This window comes from Methanothrix thermoacetophila PT (assembly GCF_000014945.1).
GTDB lineage: Archaea > Halobacteriota > Methanosarcinia > Methanotrichales > Methanotrichaceae > Methanothrix_B > Methanothrix_B thermoacetophila.
In genome coordinates, this window is sequence record NC_008553.1 from 1,761,937 (window position 1) to 1,783,800 (window position 21,864).

General features: G+C 54.4%; 19 protein-coding genes and 1 tRNA gene. 13 read left to right on the forward strand and 7 right to left on the reverse strand.

The features are described from left to right. Positions 1–123: 123 nt before the first annotated feature. The 8 genes from MTHE_RS08480 (at position 124) to comE (ending at position 4,871) form a co-directional block, all read left to right on the forward strand. Positions 124–603, forward strand: coding sequence for a 30S ribosomal protein S13 (locus tag MTHE_RS08480; protein ID WP_011696763.1), 480 nt, complete (start codon positions 124–126; stop codon positions 601–603). A gap of 15 nt (positions 604–618) precedes the next feature. After that, a complete protein-coding gene (locus MTHE_RS08485) occupies positions 619–1,170 on the forward strand; it encodes a 30S ribosomal protein S4 (RefSeq protein ID WP_011696764.1) in 552 nt (183 codons plus the stop codon). Continuing rightward, positions 1,167–1,556: a 30S ribosomal protein S11 gene (locus MTHE_RS08490; RefSeq protein WP_011696765.1), complete on the forward strand. Its 390-nt coding sequence runs from the start codon at positions 1,167–1,169 to the stop codon at positions 1,554–1,556. Before MTHE_RS08485 ends, MTHE_RS08490 begins: the two co-directional genes overlap by 4 nt. Before the next feature lie 19 nt (positions 1,557–1,575). After that, the gene (locus MTHE_RS08495; protein ID WP_232840934.1) at positions 1,576–2,364 is read left to right on the forward strand and encodes a DNA-directed RNA polymerase subunit D; all 789 of its coding nucleotides are present in this window, start codon (positions 1,576–1,578) and stop codon (positions 2,362–2,364) included. 44 nt (positions 2,365–2,408) lie between these two features. Beyond that, positions 2,409–2,493, forward strand: a tRNA-Leu gene (locus MTHE_RS08500). Between the two features lie 425 nt (positions 2,494–2,918). After that, the gene (locus MTHE_RS08505) at positions 2,919–3,596 is read left to right on the forward strand and encodes a tetratricopeptide repeat protein (RefSeq protein ID WP_175265947.1); all 678 of its coding nucleotides are present in this window, start codon (positions 2,919–2,921) and stop codon (positions 3,594–3,596) included. Between the two features lie 134 nt (positions 3,597–3,730). Next, positions 3,731–4,261, forward strand: a complete 531-nt coding sequence (comD, locus tag MTHE_RS08510; protein ID WP_232840858.1) for a sulfopyruvate decarboxylase subunit alpha — start codon at positions 3,731–3,733, stop codon at positions 4,259–4,261. Between the two features lie 46 nt (positions 4,262–4,307). Beyond that, complete coding sequence (comE, locus tag MTHE_RS08515) at positions 4,308–4,871, forward strand: sulfopyruvate decarboxylase subunit beta (protein ID WP_011696769.1); 564 nt, start codon at positions 4,308–4,310, stop codon at positions 4,869–4,871. Here the strand turns inward: comE and MTHE_RS08520 are convergent. The 4 genes from MTHE_RS08520 to MTHE_RS08535 form a co-directional block, all read right to left on the reverse strand. Continuing rightward, positions 4,834–6,090 carry a methanogenesis marker 16 metalloprotein gene (locus MTHE_RS08520; RefSeq protein WP_011696770.1) on the reverse strand — a complete coding sequence of 419 codons (1,257 nt, stop codon included), beginning with the start codon at positions 6,088–6,090 and terminating at the stop codon, positions 4,834–4,836. The genes comE and MTHE_RS08520 overlap by 38 nt on opposite strands. A gap of 225 nt (positions 6,091–6,315) precedes the next feature. Then, positions 6,316–8,970, reverse strand: a complete 2,655-nt coding sequence (locus MTHE_RS08525) for a right-handed parallel beta-helix repeat-containing protein (RefSeq protein ID WP_175265948.1) — start codon at positions 8,968–8,970, stop codon at positions 6,316–6,318. A 714-nt stretch (positions 8,971–9,684) separates the two neighbouring features. Then, a complete protein-coding gene (locus MTHE_RS08530; RefSeq protein WP_011696772.1) occupies positions 9,685–10,428 on the reverse strand; it encodes a hypothetical protein in 744 nt (247 codons plus the stop codon). Positions 10,429–10,946: 518 nt separating this feature from the next. Then, complete coding sequence (locus MTHE_RS08535; protein ID WP_011696774.1) at positions 10,947–11,717, reverse strand: undecaprenyl-diphosphate phosphatase; 771 nt, start codon at positions 11,715–11,717, stop codon at positions 10,947–10,949. Positions 11,718–12,149: 432 nt separating this feature from the next. Between MTHE_RS08535 and MTHE_RS08540 the strand changes: the two genes are divergently transcribed. Continuing rightward, positions 12,150–13,481, forward strand: coding sequence for a hypothetical protein (locus tag MTHE_RS08540; RefSeq protein WP_175265949.1), 1,332 nt, complete (start codon positions 12,150–12,152; stop codon positions 13,479–13,481). A gap of 298 nt (positions 13,482–13,779) precedes the next feature. Continuing rightward, positions 13,780–14,217 (forward strand): Hsp20/alpha crystallin family protein, encoded by a 438-nt coding sequence (locus MTHE_RS08545; protein WP_011696776.1) that lies wholly within the window; start codon positions 13,780–13,782, stop codon positions 14,215–14,217. A 149-nt stretch (positions 14,218–14,366) separates the two neighbouring features. Here MTHE_RS08545 and MTHE_RS08550 read toward each other — a convergent pair whose 3' ends face one another. Next, complete coding sequence (locus tag MTHE_RS08550) at positions 14,367–15,575, reverse strand: bifunctional 3,4-dihydroxy-2-butanone-4-phosphate synthase/GTP cyclohydrolase II (protein ID WP_011696777.1); 1,209 nt, start codon at positions 15,573–15,575, stop codon at positions 14,367–14,369. Positions 15,576–15,761: 186 nt separating this feature from the next. Between MTHE_RS08550 and MTHE_RS08555 the strand changes: the two genes are divergently transcribed. Genes MTHE_RS08555 through dph2 form a run of 3 tightly spaced genes read left to right on the forward strand, consistent with a single transcriptional unit; the run spans position 15,762 to position 18,299 of the window. Further along, positions 15,762–16,280: a helix-turn-helix domain-containing protein gene (locus tag MTHE_RS08555; protein ID WP_011696778.1), complete on the forward strand. Its 519-nt coding sequence runs from the start codon at positions 15,762–15,764 to the stop codon at positions 16,278–16,280. A gap of 4 nt (positions 16,281–16,284) precedes the next feature. Then, on the forward strand, positions 16,285–17,295 hold the full coding sequence (gene fen / locus MTHE_RS08560) for a flap endonuclease-1 (RefSeq protein ID WP_011696779.1): 1,011 nt from the start codon (positions 16,285–16,287) through the stop codon (positions 17,293–17,295). Further along, positions 17,295–18,299, forward strand: coding sequence for a diphthamide biosynthesis enzyme Dph2 (gene dph2, locus MTHE_RS08565; protein ID WP_011696780.1), 1,005 nt, complete (start codon positions 17,295–17,297; stop codon positions 18,297–18,299). The genes fen and dph2 overlap by 1 nt, the downstream gene beginning before the upstream one ends. A 22-nt stretch (positions 18,300–18,321) precedes the next feature. Here dph2 and mfnA read toward each other — a convergent pair whose 3' ends face one another. After that, positions 18,322–19,476, reverse strand: coding sequence for a tyrosine decarboxylase MfnA (mfnA, locus tag MTHE_RS08570; protein ID WP_011696781.1), 1,155 nt, complete (start codon positions 19,474–19,476; stop codon positions 18,322–18,324). Next, a complete protein-coding gene (ppsA, locus tag MTHE_RS08575) occupies positions 19,473–21,737 on the reverse strand; it encodes a phosphoenolpyruvate synthase (protein WP_011696782.1) in 2,265 nt (754 codons plus the stop codon). The genes mfnA and ppsA overlap by 4 nt, the downstream gene beginning before the upstream one ends. Between the last annotated feature and the right edge of the window lie 127 nt (positions 21,738–21,864).

Below are 21,864 nucleotides of genomic sequence, written 5' to 3' on the forward strand. Positions count from 1 at the left end.
TCGCATTGGATTTGCGTAAATCGCCCCACCGCACAGCCGGTGAGTGGGCGGCGCCGGATTCTGATCCGGGGCTGCTCCAGATCGGGCTCCTGGAGCCCAGGCGTTCTGGAGGAGTAATTGGAGATGGAGACGAAGGAGACTGAGAGCTCTGTTGAGCTGAGACATATAGTGCGCATTTACAACACCGATCTTGACGGGAAGAAGCAGGTTCAGATGGCTCTTACTGGCATCAAAGGCGTTGGCAGAAGGCTGGCCAGGGTGTTCGCAGTGAAGGCAGGCGTGGATCCCTGCGCGACTCTGGGGAAGCTGCCTGAGGAGCAGATAGAGGCTCTGAAGAATGTTATAGAGAGTGTCAGAGATAACATTCCAGCCTGGATGATGAACCGGAGGAAGGACATAATAACAGGCGTGGACAAACACGTCATGGGCGCCGAAGTCCTCACGACCCTCCGCGAGGATCTTGACATCATGAAGAAGACCAGAAGCTACAAGGGCATAAGGCATGAGCTCGGGTTGAGAGTGAGAGGGCAGAGGACCAGATCCACAGGCAGGAGCGGCGCGACCGTTGGTGTCACCAGGAAGAAGACGCAGGCGAAGAAATGATGTGCAGGTGATTATATGGGATATCCTGGCAAGAGCCACAAGACATATGATCGGCCTCGAAAGCCATGGGAAGCAGACAGGATGGCCAATGAGGTCGAGCTCATAAAGACCTACGGGCTGAGGAACAAGCGCGAGCTCTGGAAGGCTGAGAGCATTCTAAGAAAGTACAGGCGCGTTGGGAGGATGCTTCTCGCATCCAAGGCTCGTGGCGAGGCCAGAGCCGATATAGAGGCTGCTGCGGTTATCAATAGACTGTCACGCTTCGGCATCCTGAAGGATGGTGCAGATCTCGATGCCATACTCTCACTGAAGATCACAGATATCCTGGAGAGGCGGCTGCAGACACAGGTCTACAGACAGGGTCTCGCAAACACGATACGACAGGCGAGACAGTTCATAACCCACGGGCACATCCAGGTGGCAGGTCAGAGGGTGACCGTCCCGAGCTACCTGGTGAAGAGAGGGGACGAGATGACCATCGATTACTATGCAGGATCCCCGCTCGCCAGAGAGGGGCATCCGGAGAGGTCATCTAAGATCGTCGCCAGGACTGGAGGGTCGGCATGACAGAGGGCAAATGGGCCATAGCACACATATACTCATCATTCAACAACACACTGATAACGATAACAGATCTCACGGGCGCTGAGACGATAGCCAAGATCTCAGGTGGTATGGTTGTGAAGGCCGCCAGGGACGAGAGCTCCCCGTACACCGCGATGCAGATGGCGATGCAGGTCGCCGAGCAGGCCAAGGCCAAGGGGATAGTCGGGGTGCATGTAAAGGTGAGAGCACCAGGAGGGAACAAGCAGAGGTCCCCTGGGCCTGGAGCACAGGCTGCGATAAGGGCGCTGGCGCGCGCGGGTCTGAGGATTGGAAGGATTGAGGACGTCACCCCGATCCCACATGATGGCACAAAGCCGAAGGGCGGGAAGAGGGGCAGAAGGGTCTGACGGTGCATAAGCCTTGAATGTGGAGCTTATCGAACTGAGGGACGACCGGGTGAGGTTCCTCCTCACCGGTGTGACTCCTGCGTTCGCAAACGCTATCAGGCGGTCGTGCATAGCTGAAGTTCCGAAGCTTGCGATCGATGAGATCTCGATATACGAGAACACATCCGTGCTCTTCGATGAGCAGATCGCTCTCAGGCTCGGCCTTGTTCCGATAAGAGCTGATGATCTGAGCGTCTATTCGACCCCAGATGAGTGCCAGTGCGGTGGTATTGGCTGTCCGGGCTGCAGGATTGATTTTATGTTGACTGCAGAGGGTCCGGCGACCGTGCACTCACGGGATATAAAATTCAGCGACCCTAGCGTGAGAGCTGCATTCGATAACATACCTCTTGTGGTGCTCGGAGAGGGTGAGAAGCTCGTGATCGAGGGCTTCGCCACGCTCCGCACAGGCAAGGAGCACGCCAAATGGCAGGCTGGCACGCTCTGCGGCTACAAGAATCTTCCATCCATAGAGATCAGCGGATGCAACAACTGCGGAAGATGCGTAAAGGTATGTCCACGCGGCGTGCTGGTGCTCGATGAGAACGATAGCATCAAGGTGAGGGATATCACAGAGTGCTCGCTATGCAGGCTCTGCGTTGAGGAGTGCGACCAGCGAGCCATCTCAGTCGTGCCACTTGAGGACGCCTTCATTATGAGCATAGAGAGCGATGGGTCTATAAATGCGAAGGATCTGGTAAGGATGGCCGCGGAGGAGCTTAAGAAGAAGGCTCTGGCGCTCCAGGATACGCTCGCCTCAATCTCCTGAGGCGAGAGGTTTATATCCAATGTGGTATTCTCTGCCAGAAGCATGCGGGGGTTGCCAAGCATGGTCAAAGGCGCAGGATTGAGGGTCCTGTCACGTAGGTGTTCGCGGGTTCGAATCCCGTCCCCCGCACTCTTTTAGCCGTGGGCTGGAATGGCTGAGCATTCCTGTAAGAACAAATTCCGCATGCGAGGTGTCCCATAAGCCCTGTGGATTGTGCGCTGCGGGTTTGCCATGAAAGCACAACACAGAGGGAATTATCCTCCTGCATCGACACGTTTTGAAAGAGACAAACTATCATCACAGATGTTTTCATCCATCTGACACGCCTTTTTATTGCATGCAGCGTTTCAGTGAATCAAGTACACTACGGTTGTGTGCTTGGATCACTAAACGATTCCGCTCGAACCGACAGCCACAGACGACATAAATCTGTAGAATCTGTAGAGGGTTGAACGCTGAAGCGTTTAATGATCTCATGGCTTGTGCCAGCTCACCTGCGAGCTGGAATCGGACGACCGGAATCTATATTTGATCTCCGCTGCATGGATCGCAGCATGAGAAAACTGACAGTGTTACTCATGCTTCTCATGCTCTCTGATTTATCCATGGCTCAGAGCACGCCCCAGGATCTGGTTGAAGATGCAAAGGCTCTTTTTGATGCGAATGATTATAACCAGGCCCTGAATCTGACGGAGACAGCGCTCAGAATGGACAGCAGCCTCGAACAGGCCTGGCTTCTCAGGGGGAAGATACTCTACGCGATGGGTATGCTGAGAGATGCATACCAGAGCTTCGATAGGGCCACGCAACTCGATCCATCTGATGCAGAGGCATGGAACTACAAGGGAATCGTGCTGGCGGCGATGCAAAGATACAATAATTCGTTGCAGTGCTTCGAATCTGCGATCCAGGCAGACCCCATGAACTACGAGGCCTGGAGCAACAAGGGCAACACTCTCGTGAGCCTTGGGAGACTCGATGACGCCATCTCAGCATTCGATAGATCTATTATCCTCAATCAGACATACGTAGGCGCCTGGATCGGCAAGGGTCTGGCCTTCTACTACCAGAAGAGGTACCATGAGGCCCTGGCGATGTATGAGAGGGCTCTCCAGCTGGATCCTAACAACTCAATCGCCCTCTACAACAAGGGTCTAGCGCTGCAAAAGCTCGGCATGAACAAAGAGGCTGAGGAGGCGTTCAGAGCTGCAGAGCAGAACCAGAAGAGATGATATGGGGTGCTCCAGATGATCATTTACAACAGGCACATCCCTGTCATTCGGCGGATCGATAACCTTTCACAAAGAGGCAAAGTCGATTGTCGCTTGGTTACTGTCAGAGCGCGCCTCTCCGATGGTTCAACAACATGAGCCTTAAAATAATACAAATCATGTCCAACGATCTCAGACCAAGCGAGCAGGTCTACAGAGGTTTAAAAAGAGCTGGCATAGACCTCGTAGCATCCGTTCCCTGTGTGAACCTTCAGGAGCTTCTGTGCCTTCTCTCCTCAGATCCTGATATCATACACATACCTGTCACAAGAGAGGAGGAGGGCATCGGGGTGTGCGCTGGTGCATACATGGGCGGCATGAGCCCGGCGATCGCGATGCAGAACTCCGGACTCGGTAACAGCATAAACGCTCTGGCATCCCTGGATATGCTCTATGGAATACCGCTTCTGATGGTGATTAGCCATCGCGGGACTCAGGGGGAGCGGCTCGTGGGCCAGATTCCCATGGGGAGGCTGACAGAGCCTCTGCTGAAGACGATGGGAATCCCGTTCTTCCGGCCGCGACCGCATGAAGCCGAGAAGGCTGTAGAGGGTGCGTGGAGCCTTGCGCTGAATGAAATGCGGCCTGTCGCGGTTCTGCTGGATATAAAGTTCTGGGGGAGGTAAGCTACCAGTCCCCTAGAAAGGGAGGGGCCGCTTTTGGTGATTCGATATGAGAAGAATAGACGCAATAGCGATCATAGCAGAGGCTGCTGAGGCATTGAATGCTCTCATCGTCTGCAACCTGGGCTACCCCAGCAGGGAGCTTTTCTTCATCAGAGACAGGCCGGAGAACTTCTACATGCTCGGATCGATGGGCATGGCATCCTCCATAGCGTTGGGCCTATCGCTGGCGCTTCCGGAGAGAAGGGTGATCGCGATCGATGGTGATGGTTCTGTGCTGATGAACCTCGGCACGCTTGCGACAATTGCGAGCTTTGCGTCGTCCAATTACCTTCTCGTCATCCTCGATAACCGCGTGTACGGTTCCACAGGATGCCAGCCGACATGCACCTCGCGATGCACGGATCTCGCTGCCGTCGCCAGGGGGGCCGGTGTCAGGGACGTGAGGGTTGTTTCCGGTGAAGAGGAGCTCAGGAGGAGGCTCTCGGGGAGCGGCGTGGTTGTGGCCATTGTGGAGCCAGGAAATGCGGACGTCCCTGTGATCCCCCTCACACCTGAGAAGATCCTGAGCAGGTTCATGGAGAGAGCCTCTTCACGCATGCGGAGATCCTGAAGCTCCCATCGAGTATTCTCTCTTTGAGAATCTCCGCGAGCCTGATGGCGCGGAGACGGTCTGACTGTCTCAACGTTACTGGAACATGAATACCATCTGGAGATCTTACCGAGCCCAGGCGCGCGCGGAAGACCTCAGGGCAGAGCACTGAGCAGAGCCCGCAGTTGAAGCAAAGCCCTCTATCTATGCGCACGGGTCTTTTAATCGCGCCCATCGGACAGCTGATCTCTGCGATGCAATTTGTGCAGTCCTTGCATGAATCCGGTCGCACACGAACCGCGAGATCCACATCTCGCCAGACCTGTGCGTAATCCGCAGCCCATAAAGAGGATCTCGTGCCGACATCCATTACGGGCAGCGGGATCGCCCGCTCAGGGCGTGAAACCGCATTGAAAACCGACTGGCTCAGAACGGGAACCGGCACAGCCCATGAGGTAATGCACTCAGGGCCTGCAGACGTCACGAATCCGCCCATGAACTCAGGCATCATTTGGTGCATGTCAGCGAATCCGGACAGATTCGGCCTCTCCGGAGTGCTTCTTGTTCCCGTCCCGATCACGAAGCCCTCGGCACCGTTTATGAGAACGCGCGTTCCGACGCCTATCGTCTCCAGGAGCGGATCGTTCTCGAGAGGGTTCAGAATGCCGCATCCTGAGAACGACGCCCCGCTCATGCTTACAGGGAATGGAATCGCATGGAATATTGTGCTCATAGCCACTCCCCCTGTGTTCACGAACGCGGAGTAGTTCATGAATGCATTTCTTGTGCCGAAGATCCTGGCATGAGGTATCTCATCCAGGGTGAGCTCTCTCGATATGCAGCGCCCGTCTGATGTCTCCACATCCACACAAACGCTTCTCCTCGCAACCAGGTCTCTGAAGAGATGACCGCCGCCGTACCTTTCGTCCCTGTGCGCCGTCCCGAAGACGATGAGATCTATGTGCCCCAGCCGCTCATTGGGGCATGGCCCCACATGCGCCAGCACGCCGTTGATCCGCGCGCTAACAGAGCGGGCGAACGACCCCTTCTCCGCGAGTCCGAACGAGAGCACGGCATACGTCCCGCTCATCACAGCCCTCGTGGCTGTTGTGACAACATCGACATCCTGGAGCTCGCTGACCGCGCCCTGCTCCACGAGATCCCTCACCTCCTCAGCGGTGAGCACCGTCGCCTCACCCCTGCGTATCCGCTCGTTTATCTCTTCAATCGATTTCCTCATAGCACCCCTCATCAAGGTCGAGCCACATCTTTATGTGCTCTCTCGTGAAACAGGTTGCATTTAATATGTGCAGAAAAGCGCTCATGTCGCAAGGCCACCCCGTGTGGACGAAAATGGTCTGCAATCAACGCCATCTTTGTACCACATCCTGGAGCAGTCGATCTGAAAAATGATGGTTCTCCGCCCTTGACAGAGCGGAGCATTGCAGTATCCCAAGGGTCAGAGCTATCGGATCTCGAAGGTCGTGACCTCCTGGGTATCCCCCACCGTATTCAGAACTCCTGTGTACGTCTTCACGTCCCCTCCGGCCACCGTGCGCACAGTCCACCTTACCGCTCCGACGCCGCCGCAATCGCTGTAGTAGTTCACACTGACTTTATACACGCCGGGCGGCGCGCTGCCTGTCGGCCAGAAGATGTTCTCAGGCTTGCCCATCTCGAAGTTGGAACACATGTTGTCGCGATCCAGCTGCCCGCCCGACGGAACCTGGGGATTGCCATAGTAGACCAAATCCCCATTTGGATCCTCCACATAGAGGTCGATGTCCGCGTTCGCATACCACGTCAGGGTGACCTGTACATCGCCTGTGTGGACCGATGTTTTCGTTCCGGTCCTCGCAGTAGTAGCGAGAACCGACCTGCATGGATACCCACCCAGGAAGCACGGGGACCCCTGGAGTGAAGATTCATCAAGATGATCGAACCGCATAACATCTCCGGGGTTTATCTGGTAAACCTTCGTCTGCTTGGACTTTGCATGACGGCATGGGGAATACATGGGGTCTCCAGGATTCACCTCCGATACGAAGAGAAACTCGGTCAGAGTGTATGTGCCTGCAGGCACCCAGAAGCGCTCTCTGGTCTCGCTTCTTGTGCTTTCAGCCGGCACGTCAAATGCCAGTATCATCCAGTTGTTCGGGGGAGTCCAGAGGCCCGCCACGGATGCATCTCTGAAAACCGCATTCTGTATGCATATACCGTGCTCTGTGTGTGTCGGAAGAATACTGCAGCGATCCTCACCATTGCATGGGAGATAGGAAATGGTGTTGTAGCGGTGTTTGTTGACCACCTCGATCCAGCCGCCGTTTCTCCTCATCCATTCATCGGCTCCCCTGACCAGGGCGTATGGTGAGAAGTGATCCGTGAATATCGTGACAGTCCTCTCATCTGGATCGACTGTGCCTGGTATCAGCTCCCATCTCCCAGATGTGGCGTTGAAGGTCGTCACTCCCACGATTGTGTTCGGATCCACCCCCTCAGGTATCCTCAGTGTGATCTGCACCGGTCTCTCAAATACTGTGCCCTCAGGACCGAGCTGGTAGACCTCGCCAACAAGAGACAGACCCTCAGCCAGCTCTGGCCTCATATTCGTCTTCTCTATGCTGATGACCATTGTTCCTGGAGTTCCATCCTCGTTGGGCGGAATGGATCCTGAGGGTATATCAACAGCAGCACCACCAAGCGATACAGAGCCGGACTGGGTACCTGAAACGGTGGCGGATCTGCTTCCCTCCAAGGGCTCCTCTGGTGGGCGCTCCTCTATCACGCTGGGGCCGGGTGAAGGCGATGCAAGCGGGTATCTGTCAATGCAATCACCGCCTGGAATGCCATACGGAGAGTCGCAGATCCCGTCGCGGTTCGAGTCTGTGCAGAGGTTATCGCTGTAATAGTTGCCTTTCGATCCGTCATCCCATCTGTTGACGTCGCCGGTCCCAAGCTCTGTGGCGTTGTAATCATCGTATGCATCATCACCGATGTTATCTGCAATAATGTTGCTGAATATCATGTTCCGATTAGACTCGTAAACATGTATCCCATCGCCGCCGTTCCTCGATATCCTGTTGCCCCTTATCGTGTTCTCATCACATCCGCTCAGGAGGTATATCCCATTGTCATCGTTGTCCTCTATGATATTCGCCTCGATCAGGTTGCTGTCTGCCTCGTACAGCTCGATCCCCTTATCGCATAGCGTTATACTGTTGTTTCTTATGATATTGCTGCTGGAGTAGACCATTATTCCGGAGTATCCGAGAAATCCACCCCTCGCATTGATCACGCTCAGCCCCTCAAGAGCGACTCCATCCGCAGATATCGTGATGCCATCGCCGCGCCTGTCAGCATTTATTACAGGCGTACCGATGCCGCGTATCGTGAGTTTCCTGTCGACAAAGATGTTCTCCCTGTACGTGCCAGAATAGACCTCGATCGTGTCTCCGTCAGTGGAGGCATTGATGGCGTCCTGGATCCGCGAGTACTGCTTCCCTGTACCAACCGTCAGGATGTTTCTGCTTTCCGGTATCTGACCCTCTGATGCGCCCATGATGGACCATATCTTCAGGTAATCGAATGCGACGTGTGCTTGCGATGCATCCTGCGTCTCTCCTAAAATATCTATGACCCCAGAGCGTATGCTCCCGTCCTTGCAGCTTCCAACCCACCGGTCGTTTATGCAGATCGTGAAGTCCTCTCCGGATGCCACCACCTTTATTTTGTTCGCATCCAGCGCCACTGCATCTGACCTTGACCAGGGTATGAGATCCGCCCACTCTCCATTTTTATATTTAAAGAATGCGAACTTGTGATTGGTGTTCAGCACAAGCCTGTAAAAATCGTCATTCTCCACATCTTTTCTGAGATTCAGCCCGAACTCCCCATACTCCGGCACGTCCACCACATATACCATCGTCTCGAGCACGAAATCGCTGAAATCCATTCCTGCAGGCACTTTGGTATTTTTCACGGTGTGAGAGGTGTTGACAGAGATGTGGTACATCCCATTCATGTAGTCCCTCGTGTAGCTCTCTGTCGTCACCCGTGGCCATCCACTCGCTGGATTGGAGAAGTCGTCCGAATAGAGCAGGTCTCCTGTCAGCGAGTCCATGTAAGAGAGCTGAGCCGATGATTGTGTACAAAAGGCACACATCATCAGCAGATGAAGCACCAATAATGATTTCATATTCATCATACCATGTTTACATAGCATCTCATAGAGCTTTCAACCCTAACAAATTACTCAAATTGTATATTGAATATTATTCAATTAGTTAACCAGAAATAACTCTCAAAATCCTCCTGAATTTTTATAATCATTGATCTGAAGCTATATAGTCGTTTTGGCGGTGGGGATGGACGTGTCCGGATGAGAGCTGAAGCCAGAAATTCGGGTCTTACTGCTTTTGGATGTCTGAGACAGCAACCCTTATTCGAACAGGTCCGTGGGGATCGGATGGCGAGATGAATCTTCTGTGAGCCATGCACTAGTGGAATCCGCAGCACTCAATCTGTCACCGATACCTATCTGATAAAAGAGACACTCTCCTCCTATGCGTTCGTAGCGAATGAGTGCTTTCACCAACCACAGGTCGTGGCTAGCATCACCGAACAATCTGCCATGAAATCGATGTTCATCGACACAATACCTCACAACTCCTTGAAGCTATATACTAGCGTCTCAATGATACGAGTACACGACCTTGCACGACTTTGTTATAAAATCTGGATAGGAGCAGGCCGCTCCGGGGCAGCAGACAGAGAGTGCCTCGTTCGATGGAACGTGTCTCCCTTTCCTGAGGAGTTCGCGCCCTGCGACTCTCTGTTACGGATCTATGATCGTCGTGACAAACTCATGCCTTCCATCACGTCTGCCGTCATGTCGATCGTGTATTCCATCATGCCATGTGTGCCCTGTCGACCTCCACTCCCATGTGTACTTGTAGGTCCATCGTATCGGCTCATACACTACGGGCCTGTAGTAGTACCTGACCGGAAGCGTGTGGTAGTATGTTGTGAACGTGTAGCCTCCGTACCACCATGGCCAGTCCTCGCGGACGTAGTACCAGACGTAGTTGCTCCTGTAAACCCCATCAATCACATACCATACCTTGTAGACGCCGGGGAACGGCCCGTAGAACCACGTCCAGTATCTGTGGTACGGGAGGACACGGCCCAGATGCTGTGTGACTATCTGACCTGTCGGATACTCGTAGTATACGACAAGGTCGCCATCTACAGACGGCACAATCTCCTGGTTCGCCCAGCTCTTTGGCGGCACGTTCAGGCTGACTGTGTGCACATAGTTCACTCCATCAACTATCCACAGCCCGTTTCCCTCAGGCACGCTGCTCAGGACAGATGGATCATCCACCGCGCCCTGATCAACCAGGCTCCCGGCATCTGCCGGCTCCTCATTTGTGAAATACGCACTCTCAGGCGGAGGCTGGTAATAGTCCACCGGCTGATCCGGGTACTCTGTCGGGTAGAGGGCATCATAATCCTCTGGATTCATCGCGGCAGAGAGGCCTGCGACGATAACCAATCCGATGATCAATTTGAGCATCATATATTCCGAGAGGGGGAGCCGAGAATAAAAGGTTGGTTTTTATATGTGACTCAGATAAGATCTAGAAGCGACCTCCAGATGATCTAGGTGACGAGCAGCATTCGTGCATGTGAAGAGCAGGGGCGTGTCGAAATTGCTGTAAATTTACCTCATGCTGGTGCGATGCATACCGATCACTTTTGAATTTACAGCGAACTCGATACACTGCCAGAGCAGGCTATCGAATTCGTTGCGAGACTATTTGAGCAACGATGCTGATCTGCATCGATTCTGCGCGGAAATACAATCCACATAAATCAATATGCTTGGGAATTTTGAGGCGACTTCATCAGCATGCCCACTGTACGCAGATCTGTGGGACCAGGATCTCCTGAGGAGATGCACCCGCTCGATCTGCTCGCCATCACTCCAGAGCGTGATCTCCTGCTTGGATGTGTTTCTTATCTCCCAAGAGCTGAGGTTCACCGATCAGATCAAACATATCGAGAGTGAAATGGTGGCAGCTCAGAGTGTGTCACTTATTGAACTTCCGGTAGTGCTGTCAGCGCCAACGTGATCATCCCCATTGTTATACAGAACCATGAGAAGCTGACATTCCTCGAGAATCTCATCAGCACATCCATCGTCGCATACCCTGTGATGAACGACGATGCGAGCATCACTGCTCCAGGCAGCGATCGAATCGACAGTGGAGATCCGGCGAGACAGTCGAGCGCAATCGCGCCGAGCACAGCAGGCACGCTTATTATGAATGATACCATCAGAGCATCATCCTGTTTCACTCCCCGCATCAGCAGGACTGTAAGGGTGGTACCGGATCTCGAGACACCAGGAAGTATCGAGAACCCCTGCGCCAGTCCAAGGAGAACCATATCCTTTGTGCTGATTTCCTCCATGTCTTTGGTGGATGAGCTGCGCAGCCTGAGCATCAGTCCTGTGGCTATAAGGAGAGAGCCTATGAGCAGCGTCGCCTGCTCGCCGCCGGTGAATCTATCCCTGAAGAGCATGTAAAGAGGGACGCCTGTTATACCTGTGAAGAGCGTGGCGACGATTACGGTTCTCATGAGCTTTGATTCCGTGTTCAGCATTCCCAGGAGCCGACTTCTGAACCTCACAAGCACTGCCAGCATGGTCCCTGTGTGCAGGAATATCGAGCATGAGAGGGCGTCAGTCGGTCTCATTCCCAGCCAGCTGATCATCGCCAGCATTGTCTGGCCCTCGCTGCTCACGGGCAGCCATTCGGTTATCCCCTGGAGCGCGCCCAGAACTAGTGCCTGAAGTGCATCCATCCCAGCACCGCTCTGCTGCAGGGTATATCACATTTTTGGGGGAATGTTTTTAATCAATCCCTCTCTCTCACCACTGGTGATGCTCTGATCTCCGATCTGCTCCTCGCAGCGTTTGCAGTTGCCCTCACCATCACGTGCGGCCTGCCTTTCCTGCGTAGCTGCAAAGCGCGCTCTCTGACTGTGTTCTCGCTGTCATTCGCACTGGGATGCGCGCTTCTCACCATTTCAGGAATCGCAGGGAGCTATCTCGGAGTCGATCCCTTGATTCCACAAGCGGCTCTGGCAATCGTATGCGTCAGCGTGTCTGCCTACTGGTCTGCACATCGTACCATTGGCATCGGAGAGCTCGATCGAGACGATCGCATCGTAATTGGTCTTGCGTCTCTATATCTGATCATCGGCTTGCTTTTCTTCAATCGCATCGTGATGTGGATGAGCGGGGATGCGGTGGCACATGCTGAGCTGATTCGAACGCTGCTCGATGGAGGAAGGCTTCCGGTTGGTCTCCCGCGGGTCGGTAGCTACTTTGAGTACTATCCGAAGGGGTTTCACCACTACGCCTATCCCTTTGCCAGGATCTTTCCACTCCTGGATGTGATGCAGGTGCTTCCAGTGGTCATCACATCTATCACGCCGCTTCTGCTCTACTCTATTGTCAGAGAGATGAGAGCTGAGGTATCGACGTATGCAGCAGCGCTCGCGACGTTCATCTTTCCTGCGCACTACAGCCACCTCATCTGGAGTGGTTATCCTACAGCGACCGCGGAGATGTTCCTCGTCGCGTCCGTTCTCTCGTGCATCATTGATATTCGAGCTCTACCTGTCATGCTTCTTGGCACATTCCTCGCACACGCGCGGATGCTCGCGATCGCGATTGCAGTTCTGTCATCGTGGGTTGCTGCAGCAGGCCTTCGGCGGTTCAGGGTGTTGCATCAACAGCTCCTGATCGCCACTGCGGTGGCAGCAGTGGCTCTTTACCTCATACTGCACCCCCCGGATTACCTGATATCCATCTTCAGCGATAGAATCCAGGCGAGCGATTTCGTCGCCCGCTGGTACCCCTCGATCATCGCGCTGTTCGGAGGCGTCATTGCATTCATGAGGGATGATCGTCTGGATCGAATGATGCTCGCGTGGTCTGGGGCTGTTATCGGAATGGTTCTGCTTGCGGATTCCGGCCTGCTCAGCTTCGTTGGCACCCCCGACAGGCTTCTCCTGGAGCTCTACCTGCCGCTGAGCGTTCTGGGCGCGCTGGCTCTTGCGAGGATGGATGGCGGCGATCTCAGGCTCAGGCGTGCATTTGTTCTTGTTCTTCTCCTGGTCGGGGTGGTCTCAATGGTTGTGGTACTGGAGAGCTATGCAGGATCCTGGGGGATGCCGCGCGAGGATTACGATGCGATCATGTGGATAAAGGCGCAGAACCTGAGCGATGCTGTTTGTGTGAACCTGGATGAGACAGGGGCATGGATATATCCCCTCACAGGAATTCGGGTCGCGAGGGGGAGGTTCACAGGTAGTCTCAACTACGCTCTGCCGGGAATGGTGATAAGGGATCCGAATGATCCTGCAGTTATAGAATCTCTTGAAAGGCTCGGACGCAGGAACGTCCTCGTGTACGTCTCGAGCGTTTCCATCCGCAGGCCCGGGCATGTGCCACCCTTTGCGGAGCATCACGGAGCGTATCCGAGAGTGAACATGAGCTTCTCGCCGGAGCACTACGAACTTGTCTATGACATGGGCGCCAGGATCTACAGGTTTCGCTGAAGCCCGGATCGGATGTGGCATCTCAATCAATGGGGCGAGTGCACAACCACCTTCGTCGGACCTGTTTGTCATGCGGAATGAAGTTTGGAGCCAGAAATACGCGTCTTACGGCTCTTGTTTGTCATAAACACCCTGACTCAGAAAACTTCTGTTTGTGGATCTGTTCGAATAAGAGCCGAATTCAGAAATCAGCGGCTTCTTTTGGATGGCGGAGATTCTCAATCCTTATCCAGACAGGCCCTGTCTGTCCATCGCAAGACTGATAAATTAATAAATGCAATTTATTTATGGTGATTCGATGGCTGTTATTACACCAGAGGACATAAGATGGTTTCAGAAGAGAATAAACCGTATGCTTGAGGAGATGGGTATCGATTCGAAGGAGATGCGGAGGTTCCAGGAGCGTCTGACCGGCCTGATGGAGGAGATGGGCGAGGTCCCGCCGGTCGACATCGAGGAGAGGGATGATGATTTTGTGATAACCGTCGACCTTCCTGGCGTTGACAAGAATGATGTGGAAGTCACGATCACAGAGGATGGTCTGAGGCTGAAGGCCAGAAGGGAGCTGAAGGAGGGCAGCTACTTCCTAAGAGAGAGACGAGGGAGCTTTGAGAGGATCGTAACACTGCCGGTCGAGGTCAGAGTTGAGGAGGCGAAGGCAAAGCTCAAGGACGGTGTTCTGGAGATTGTGGTACCAAAGATCGTATCAGCGAAGAAGAGGATCGCAATAGAGTGAAGGTATCTCCTGTGTAAGGAGAACAGCGGTGATGAGGGGGTTGGGTGGAGTGCCTCTCCCCTGTGGCCCCCTATCTGGGATCAGAGAGATGAAGCATGTGATGCAGCTACGACAGTGTAAACGATAGAATAATACCAGTATACCAGTGGCTATCTGGGATCGGAGAGATGAAGCATGTGATGCAGCTTGTCCCGCTTCGTCTCGAGGTAATGCCTGTTGATCTCATTCGGCTCGATCTCGAGGGGAACTCTCTCCACTATCTCCAGCCCGTATCCCTGCAGGCCCACTATCTTTCTGGGGTTGTTTGTCAGTAGCCGTATCTTCCTTATACCGAGATCCAGGAGTATCTGGGCGCCTATCCCGTAGTCCCTCAGATCCGCAGGATATCCAAGCTTGTGGTTCGCCTCGACCGTATCGCTGCCGTCGTCCTGGAGCTCGTAGGCTCTCAGCTTGTTCGCAAGCCCTATCCCGCGCCCCTCCTGGTTCATGTACACCAGAACGCCGTTACCGTTCCTGCTGATCATCTGCAGCGCCCTGCTGAGCTGCTCGCCGCAGTCGCATCTCTTCGACCTGAATGTATCTCCTGTGAGACACTGCGAGTGCACCCTGACAAGAGCATCATCTGCTGCTGGGTCACCTGCCACAAGTGCAACGTGACACTGGCCATCCAGCATGCTCTCGTATCCTATTGCCTTGAAATCACCGTATTCTGTGGGCATCTCGACCTCCGCGATTCTTCTCACGAGCCGTTCCCTTCTGATCCTGTATCTTATGAGATCCTCGATTGTCAACATCCTGATCCCATGCTTCTCTGCGAACCTCTCGAGCTCGGGGAGCCGTGCCATTGTGCCATCCTCAGCCATGATCTCGCATATCACACCAGCTGGATACAGTCCTGCGAGGCGCGCCAAGTCCACTGCGGCCTCTGTATGCCCAGCGCGCCTCAGAACCCCGCCGTCGAGGGCCTGGAGGGGAAATGTGTGTCCGGGGGTTACGAGATCTGCACGTGTTGTGGATGGATCTATCAACGTCCGGATCGTCGTCGCGCGATCGAATGCTGAAATCCCTGTGGTGATGCCGTGCCTGGCATCCACCGATACTGTGAACGCGGTGCCCATGCTCTCTGTGTTCTGCTGTGTCATCATCGGGAGCTCGAGCTGGCGGATTCTCTCAGCTGTGAGAGGAACGCAGATCAGGCCACGTGCATGTTTCGCCATGAAGTTGATAGCCTCTGGTGTGACCTTCTCAGCGGCAATCACCAGATCTCCCTCATTCTCCCTGGATTCATCATCCAGTACTATCACGAACTTCCCATCGCGAATGTCCTTTATCGCCTCATCCACTGTAGAGAAAGGCATGATACTGCCGAGGTGGTGAAATATACTTAAACTCTTGGATTCGCTGCCGAGATGTGTCCGAATAATGATCAACTGTTTATGACGTGCAGAAGCGGTAAGGTCTGAATTTCTGGCTACAGCTCTTAGCCGGACAGGCCTCATGAATTATCCCAAAAGTAGAAATACGCAGCGATCTTATCCTATGTTATGTCTCACGCCGACAGGATCATCAGGGCTGCATTCCAGTCGGACGAGGCTCTGAGAGATGCGATACGATCGGTCATTTCAGAGATGGGAATGAGCGCGAGGGAGTTCAGCAGAATCTCATCCATACCACAGAGCACTCTTTACAAAATACTCTCAGGGCACCGGGAGCCGAACATAACGACGCTCCGGCAGATTGTGAGGACCATTCGTGATCTTGAGGGCGGAGGCGAGAGGTTCATAGCGATAATAGCTGCTAGGCCTGTTCTTGACAAGATCGAGGAGACCAGGATGCGCATCGGGGATAAGGTCTTCACGCTCCGCGAGTACTCTGCGACAAATATCGAAGAGGCGATCATCGCAGCGGTGAGGGCGGAATCTGATGGCGCAGCTGCAGTGGTATGTGCGCCGATTGTAAGCCCGACGGTTGAAAAGCTTCTCACGATACCTGTCGCCACGATAATACCGAGGGAGAGCGTCAGGAGAGCGATAGAGGTCGCAGCAAAGAAGATAGAGGTATGAGCACATGGGCGTCGATCTCGGAGATATTCTCAGCAAAAAGAAGATCTCCCTTGAGAATCTGTCTGGATGCTGGATAGCAGTCGATGGATTCAACACGCTGTACCAGTTCCTGTCGATCATAAGACAGCCTGACGGCACACCTCTCATGGACGCCTCCGGAAGGGTCACATCGCACCTCTCGGGATTGCTCTACCGCATGACGAACCTCATAGAGGTCGGGATCAGGGTTGCGTTTGTCTTCGATGGCACGCCTCCTGAGCTCAAGGCCGGGACGCTCGCTGCCAGGGCTCAGATGAAGGAGGCAGCGGAGATCCAGCTGCAGGAGGCGATAGCCACAGGCGTCGATAGCTTCAGGTATGCACAGGCCACCGCCAGGATAAACAGCGAGATACTTCATGACTCCATAAGGCTCCTGGATGCCATGGGCATCCCATATGTGCAGGCGCCCTCAGAGGGCGAGGCGCAGGCAGCATTCATGGCGATTCGGGGGGATGTTGATTATGTAGCATCTCAGGACTACGACTCCCTGCTCTTCGGCGCGCCGAGGGTTGTGAGGAATCTTGCAATCACAGGCAGGAGGAAGATGCCCAGGAAGAACATTTACATCGATGTTCCTCCTGAGGTCATCATCCTGGAGGAGGAGCTCACGAGGCTCGGGATAAGCAGGGAGCAGCTCATAGATATCGGAATAATGTGCGGTACCGATTACAACAGAGGACTTCCAAAGGTGGGTCCTAAGAGGGCGCTCAAGCTGATACGAGAGCACGGATGCCTGGAGGCTGTGCTCGATGCGCTTGGAGAGAGCATTGAAAATTTTCGGGAAATAAGAGAACTATTCCTGCATCCTGCGGTCACGGAGAGCTACGAGCTGAGGATGAGAAAGCCCATGGTCGATGAGATCGTCGGGTTTTTGTGCAACGAGCGCAACTTCTCAGAGGATAGGGTCAGAAAGGCCGCTGAGAGGTTGAATGCGTCGTACCGTTCCGGCCAGAGCACACTGGAGAGGTGGCTCTGATGTTCATCTCCGGGTACGAGATCGATCTTGAGAGAGCTGTGAGCATCATAAAAAGAGCAGAAATCAGGAGAGTCGGCGTTCAGCTTCCAGATGGCCTGAAGAGATCTGCCTCAGAGATATCGAGAATTTTGGAGGAGACTGGCGCAGAGGTTATCATCTCGGGAGATCCCTGCTACGGAGCATGCGATATAGATCTTCAGCTATGCAGCATGGTCGATCTGCTTGTGCACATAGGCCACTCCGAGATGTGTGAGAGGCTGAGCGACAGGATCGTTTACTTAGAAGCGAGAATGCCGGATGATGTCAAGGATGTTGTGGAGAGGTCTCTTGAATTCTTTACGAAAGGCAGGGTGGCAGTCTGCACAACCGTTCAGCATGCCCATACGATCGATAGTGTGATTGGCATAATGCGATCGCATGGCATCGAGGCCATCGCAGGCGCCCCCTCTTCAAGAACCAGGTATCGTGGACAGGTTCTCGGCTGCTGTTACTCGGCTGCAAGAGTCGGGGCAGAGGAGGCTCTCTTCATAGGTACTGGCATGTTCCATCCAGTAGGTCTATCGATAGCAACAGGCATGCGGGTGATAGCCGCGGATCCTGTCACAGGCAATGTGGATGAAATCGATGCACATGATTTCCTCCGGTGGAGGTACGGGATCATCGCCAGAGCAGCGGACGCGAAAAGCATCGGGATCCTGATATCGAAGAAGCCCGGCCAGCGGAGATGTGTGACGGCGAGGCGGCTCTGCACGCTCGGCAGATCGAAGGGAAAGCGCATGCTTGAGGTATACATAGACAGAATTGAGCCTGAGAGGGTTCTCGACCTAGGCCTGGACGCGGTTGTATCCACAGCATGCCCGCGCATCGCTCTGGATGACGCACGAATGTACAGCGTTCCCATTCTCACACCACCTGAGTTTGAGATCGCTCTGGGGCTGAGGAATGATTACATCTTCGACGAGATCCTGGAGGCCTGCGGGGAGCCCGTGACAGGCAGATCTTGATGAGACCGGCGGGGAGATGCTGCTAGCCGCCCCTCCTCAACGAGATGAGCACGTCCTCGAGATCGCTCAGGAAGAGATCGAGGTTCTCATCGGTCATGTGCGGCATCAGTATCAGCCTCAGTGCCTTTGGCTCTCTGGTCATCGAGACATGCCAGCCCCTCTCAAGCAGCGCTCTCCTGACCCCTGGCGGATCATCCACCCTCAGCGCGACCACGTTCATCACAGGCTCGATGACAGGCTCGATTCCCATGGCACGTGCCTCTGAGACAAGGTGTTCCGTCATATCCATGCATCTCCTGACAACTTTTCTGTAACCATCAATGCCGAGATGCATGATGACAGCGTATGTGGCCGCAGCCGCAGCCCCGCTCCTGGTGCCTGTCAGTGATGCCTGTCTTGAGACTGTGAGATAGTACGTCTCCGTCTCGAGCCGCCTGAGAGGATCTGAACTCCTGAAGATCAACCCGCCAGCTGGAATCGGGCTCATTCCCATCTTGTGCGGATCGATGGTTATCGATTGCACACCCTCAGCCCTGAAATCCCACATGCAATCCTTCTCGAGAAAAGGCAGCACGAACCCGCCAAATGCAGCATCCACATGGAGGGGAATGCCGTTTTCAATTGCAAGCTCTGAGAGATCCCCTATCGGATCCACCTGGCCGAACTCGGTTGTTCCGGCAATGCCCACGAGACATACAGTCCTGTCGTCGATGAGCCTCTCTACATCCCCTACATCCACCCGGAGCGACTCATCGAGCTCTGCCTTTCTCACCTCGAGGTTGAGGAGATCGGCGATCTTGTCGAAGGAGAAGTGGGCTGATCTTGGGACGACTATGTTCCCATCGCGCCTGCCGGAGGAGTTCCTGGCGGCGCGCACCGCCTGGATGTTGGACTCAGTGCCGCCTGTTGATACATAGCCTGTTGCATCAGAGCATCCCAGTAAAGAGCCGAGGATCCCAACAACCCTGCGCTCGATCTCTGCAGTTCCTGGAAAGAGCCCCGGATCACCCAGGTTCGTCTCCAGGAACATGCTGTACGCCCTCACCGCCACCGGATGTGGCCGGGTGCACATTGTGGAGAGAAGACGGTCGTAGGGGCAGTCCCTGCTGCGCATCTCCTTCAGGAGATCCGTGACCATATCCTCTGAGAGTCCTTTCTCCGGGAATGTGTACATCATCGATTCCTTGCAGCCTCTAGGAGTATCGAGAGCTCTGCCCTTGCCACCGTCTCCCTCACAGTGGCCACCGCATCGATGTTCGCTGATATGCTGTCGATTCCGATCTGGACCAGCCGCCTGGCCATTTCCGGATATGAACCTGCCTGGCCGCATATCGATGTCTTGACTCCTGCCTTCTTGCACCGCTCCACTACATACTCTATGAGCTTTATGACCGCTGGATGCATCTCCGAGTAGAGGTTAGCGACGTTCTCGTTGTTCCTGTCCACGGCAAGCGTGTACTGCGTGAGATCGTTTGTGCCGAATGAAATGAAGTCCAGGCCCTCCTCGATGAAATCCTCGATTGTGAGCGCAGCAGCCGGTGTCTCGACCATTATACCCACATCTATCTTGTTCAGATCCAGACCTTCCTCGCGCATGATCTCCTTTGCCCGCTTGAGCTCGCTCACGTGCTGGACCATTGGAAGCATTATCCCCACGTTCGTTAGGCCGAGCTCGTGGAGTTTCTTGAACGCCCTTACCTCCAGCCTGAAATGATCCACCTCTGTGAGATCCCTGCGTATCCCGCGCCAGCCGAGCATGGGATTGTGCTCAACAGGCTCGTTCTCGCCACCCTCCATCGCCCTGAACTCGTCTGTGGGCGCGTCCAGGGTTCTCACCCACACAGGCTTCGGATAAAACGCATCGGCCACTATCTTGATGTTCTTGACGAGCTCGTCGACGTACTCCTCGCTCCGTCCTGATCTTATGTAATAGCCTGGCGTTTTCCCCAGCCCGAGGATCATGTGCTCTATTCTCAGAAGACCCACACCATCTGCCATCGTTGCAGCAGCTGCCTGTGCTCTCGTTGGTTCGCTGATATTGACCTTGACCTCTGTCGCCGTCACCGGCTTGTATGCCACAGCCACAGGCTGGACCTTCTTCTCCTCAGCCACAGCCACCTTTCCCTCGTAGACTTGGCCCTTTGTGCCATCGACTGTGACGACCATCCCGTCCCTGAGTACTTTTGTTGCGTTCTTTGTTCCCACAACTGCGGGACAGCCGAGCTCGCGGCTCACTATTGCAGCATGGCACGCCATGCCGCCCTCATCCGTAACTATGGCTCCGGCACGCCTCATCGCAGGGACCATATCAGGCATGGTCATGCGGGTGACCATTATGTCCCCGTCCTTTACCTTCTCTAAGTCCTTGGCACCTGAGATGATTCTGACAGTGCCTGTGGCAGTGCCTGGCGATGCCCCAAGACCAGTGACCAGCACCTTAGTCGCGCCGGAAGCCTCTGCAGTGGTCTTCGCAGCGCCCTTGGCTATGGTGGTTATCGGCCTAGACTGGAGGATGTATATCTTGTTCTTCTCTATGCCCCACTCGATATCCTGGGGTATGCCATAGTGTTTCTCCAGAATCTCCGCGTACTTCGCGAGATCGAGTATCTCGCTCTCAGTCAGAACCTGCGCATCCCTCTTCTCAGGTGGAACCGGAACTGTCACAGTCTTGGACGTCGCCGGATCCCTGACGATCATGATCTCCTTCGTGGCGATCATCTTGTGGACTATCTTCTTAGAGGATCTATCGACCACGTAGTTGTCTGGAGAGACGCTGCCGCTGACCACCGCCTCTCCAAGGCCCCATGCAGCCTCGATCACAACAAGCGGCTCGCCTGTGCTCGGCTGGGAGCTGAACATGACCCCTGACTTCTCGGAGTCCACCATCTTCTGGACTATCGCGGAGAGGTTGACCTTCTCATGCTCGAAGCCCTGCTCGACCCTGTAGAATATCGCTCTGGCGCCGTAAAGGGATGCCCAGCACTTTTTCACGGCCTCGAATACAGCATCAGCGCCCCTCACATTCAGGTACGTCTCCTGCTGGCCGGCGAAGCTCGCCTCCGGGAGGTCTTCTGCGGTCGCACTGGATCTGACTGCGACGAAAACCTCCTCTCCCTCCCGCTCGCAGAGCTCTCTGTACCTCTCCTTTATCGCGTTCTCTATATCCTCTGGAACCTTCGCGTCCATCACGATCTTCTTGGCCCTGGCCTCTGCCTTGAGGAGCTCCTCTGGATTGTTCACATCCACATTTAGAGAGTCGAAGAGCTCTTTCGCAATGCCTGCCCGCTCCAGGAACTGCCGGAAGGCCTGTGCTGTGACCGCAAACCCGCCAGGTACAGGAATGCCTATGTTTATCATCTCGCCCAGGCTCGCGCCTTTTCCTCCGACTACAGGTATGTCTTCCCTTCCAACTTCTTCAAGCCAAACAACGATCGCCATTAAAGTCAGCCTCTTACCGTTATGAGAGATGATGGTGCTTCCATTCGCGACCGTATATTACTCTTTCCTTTCGGATCCGCGAGGTGGATGAGAGCCATGCGAAGAGGTTATGCGTTTTCTCCAGACC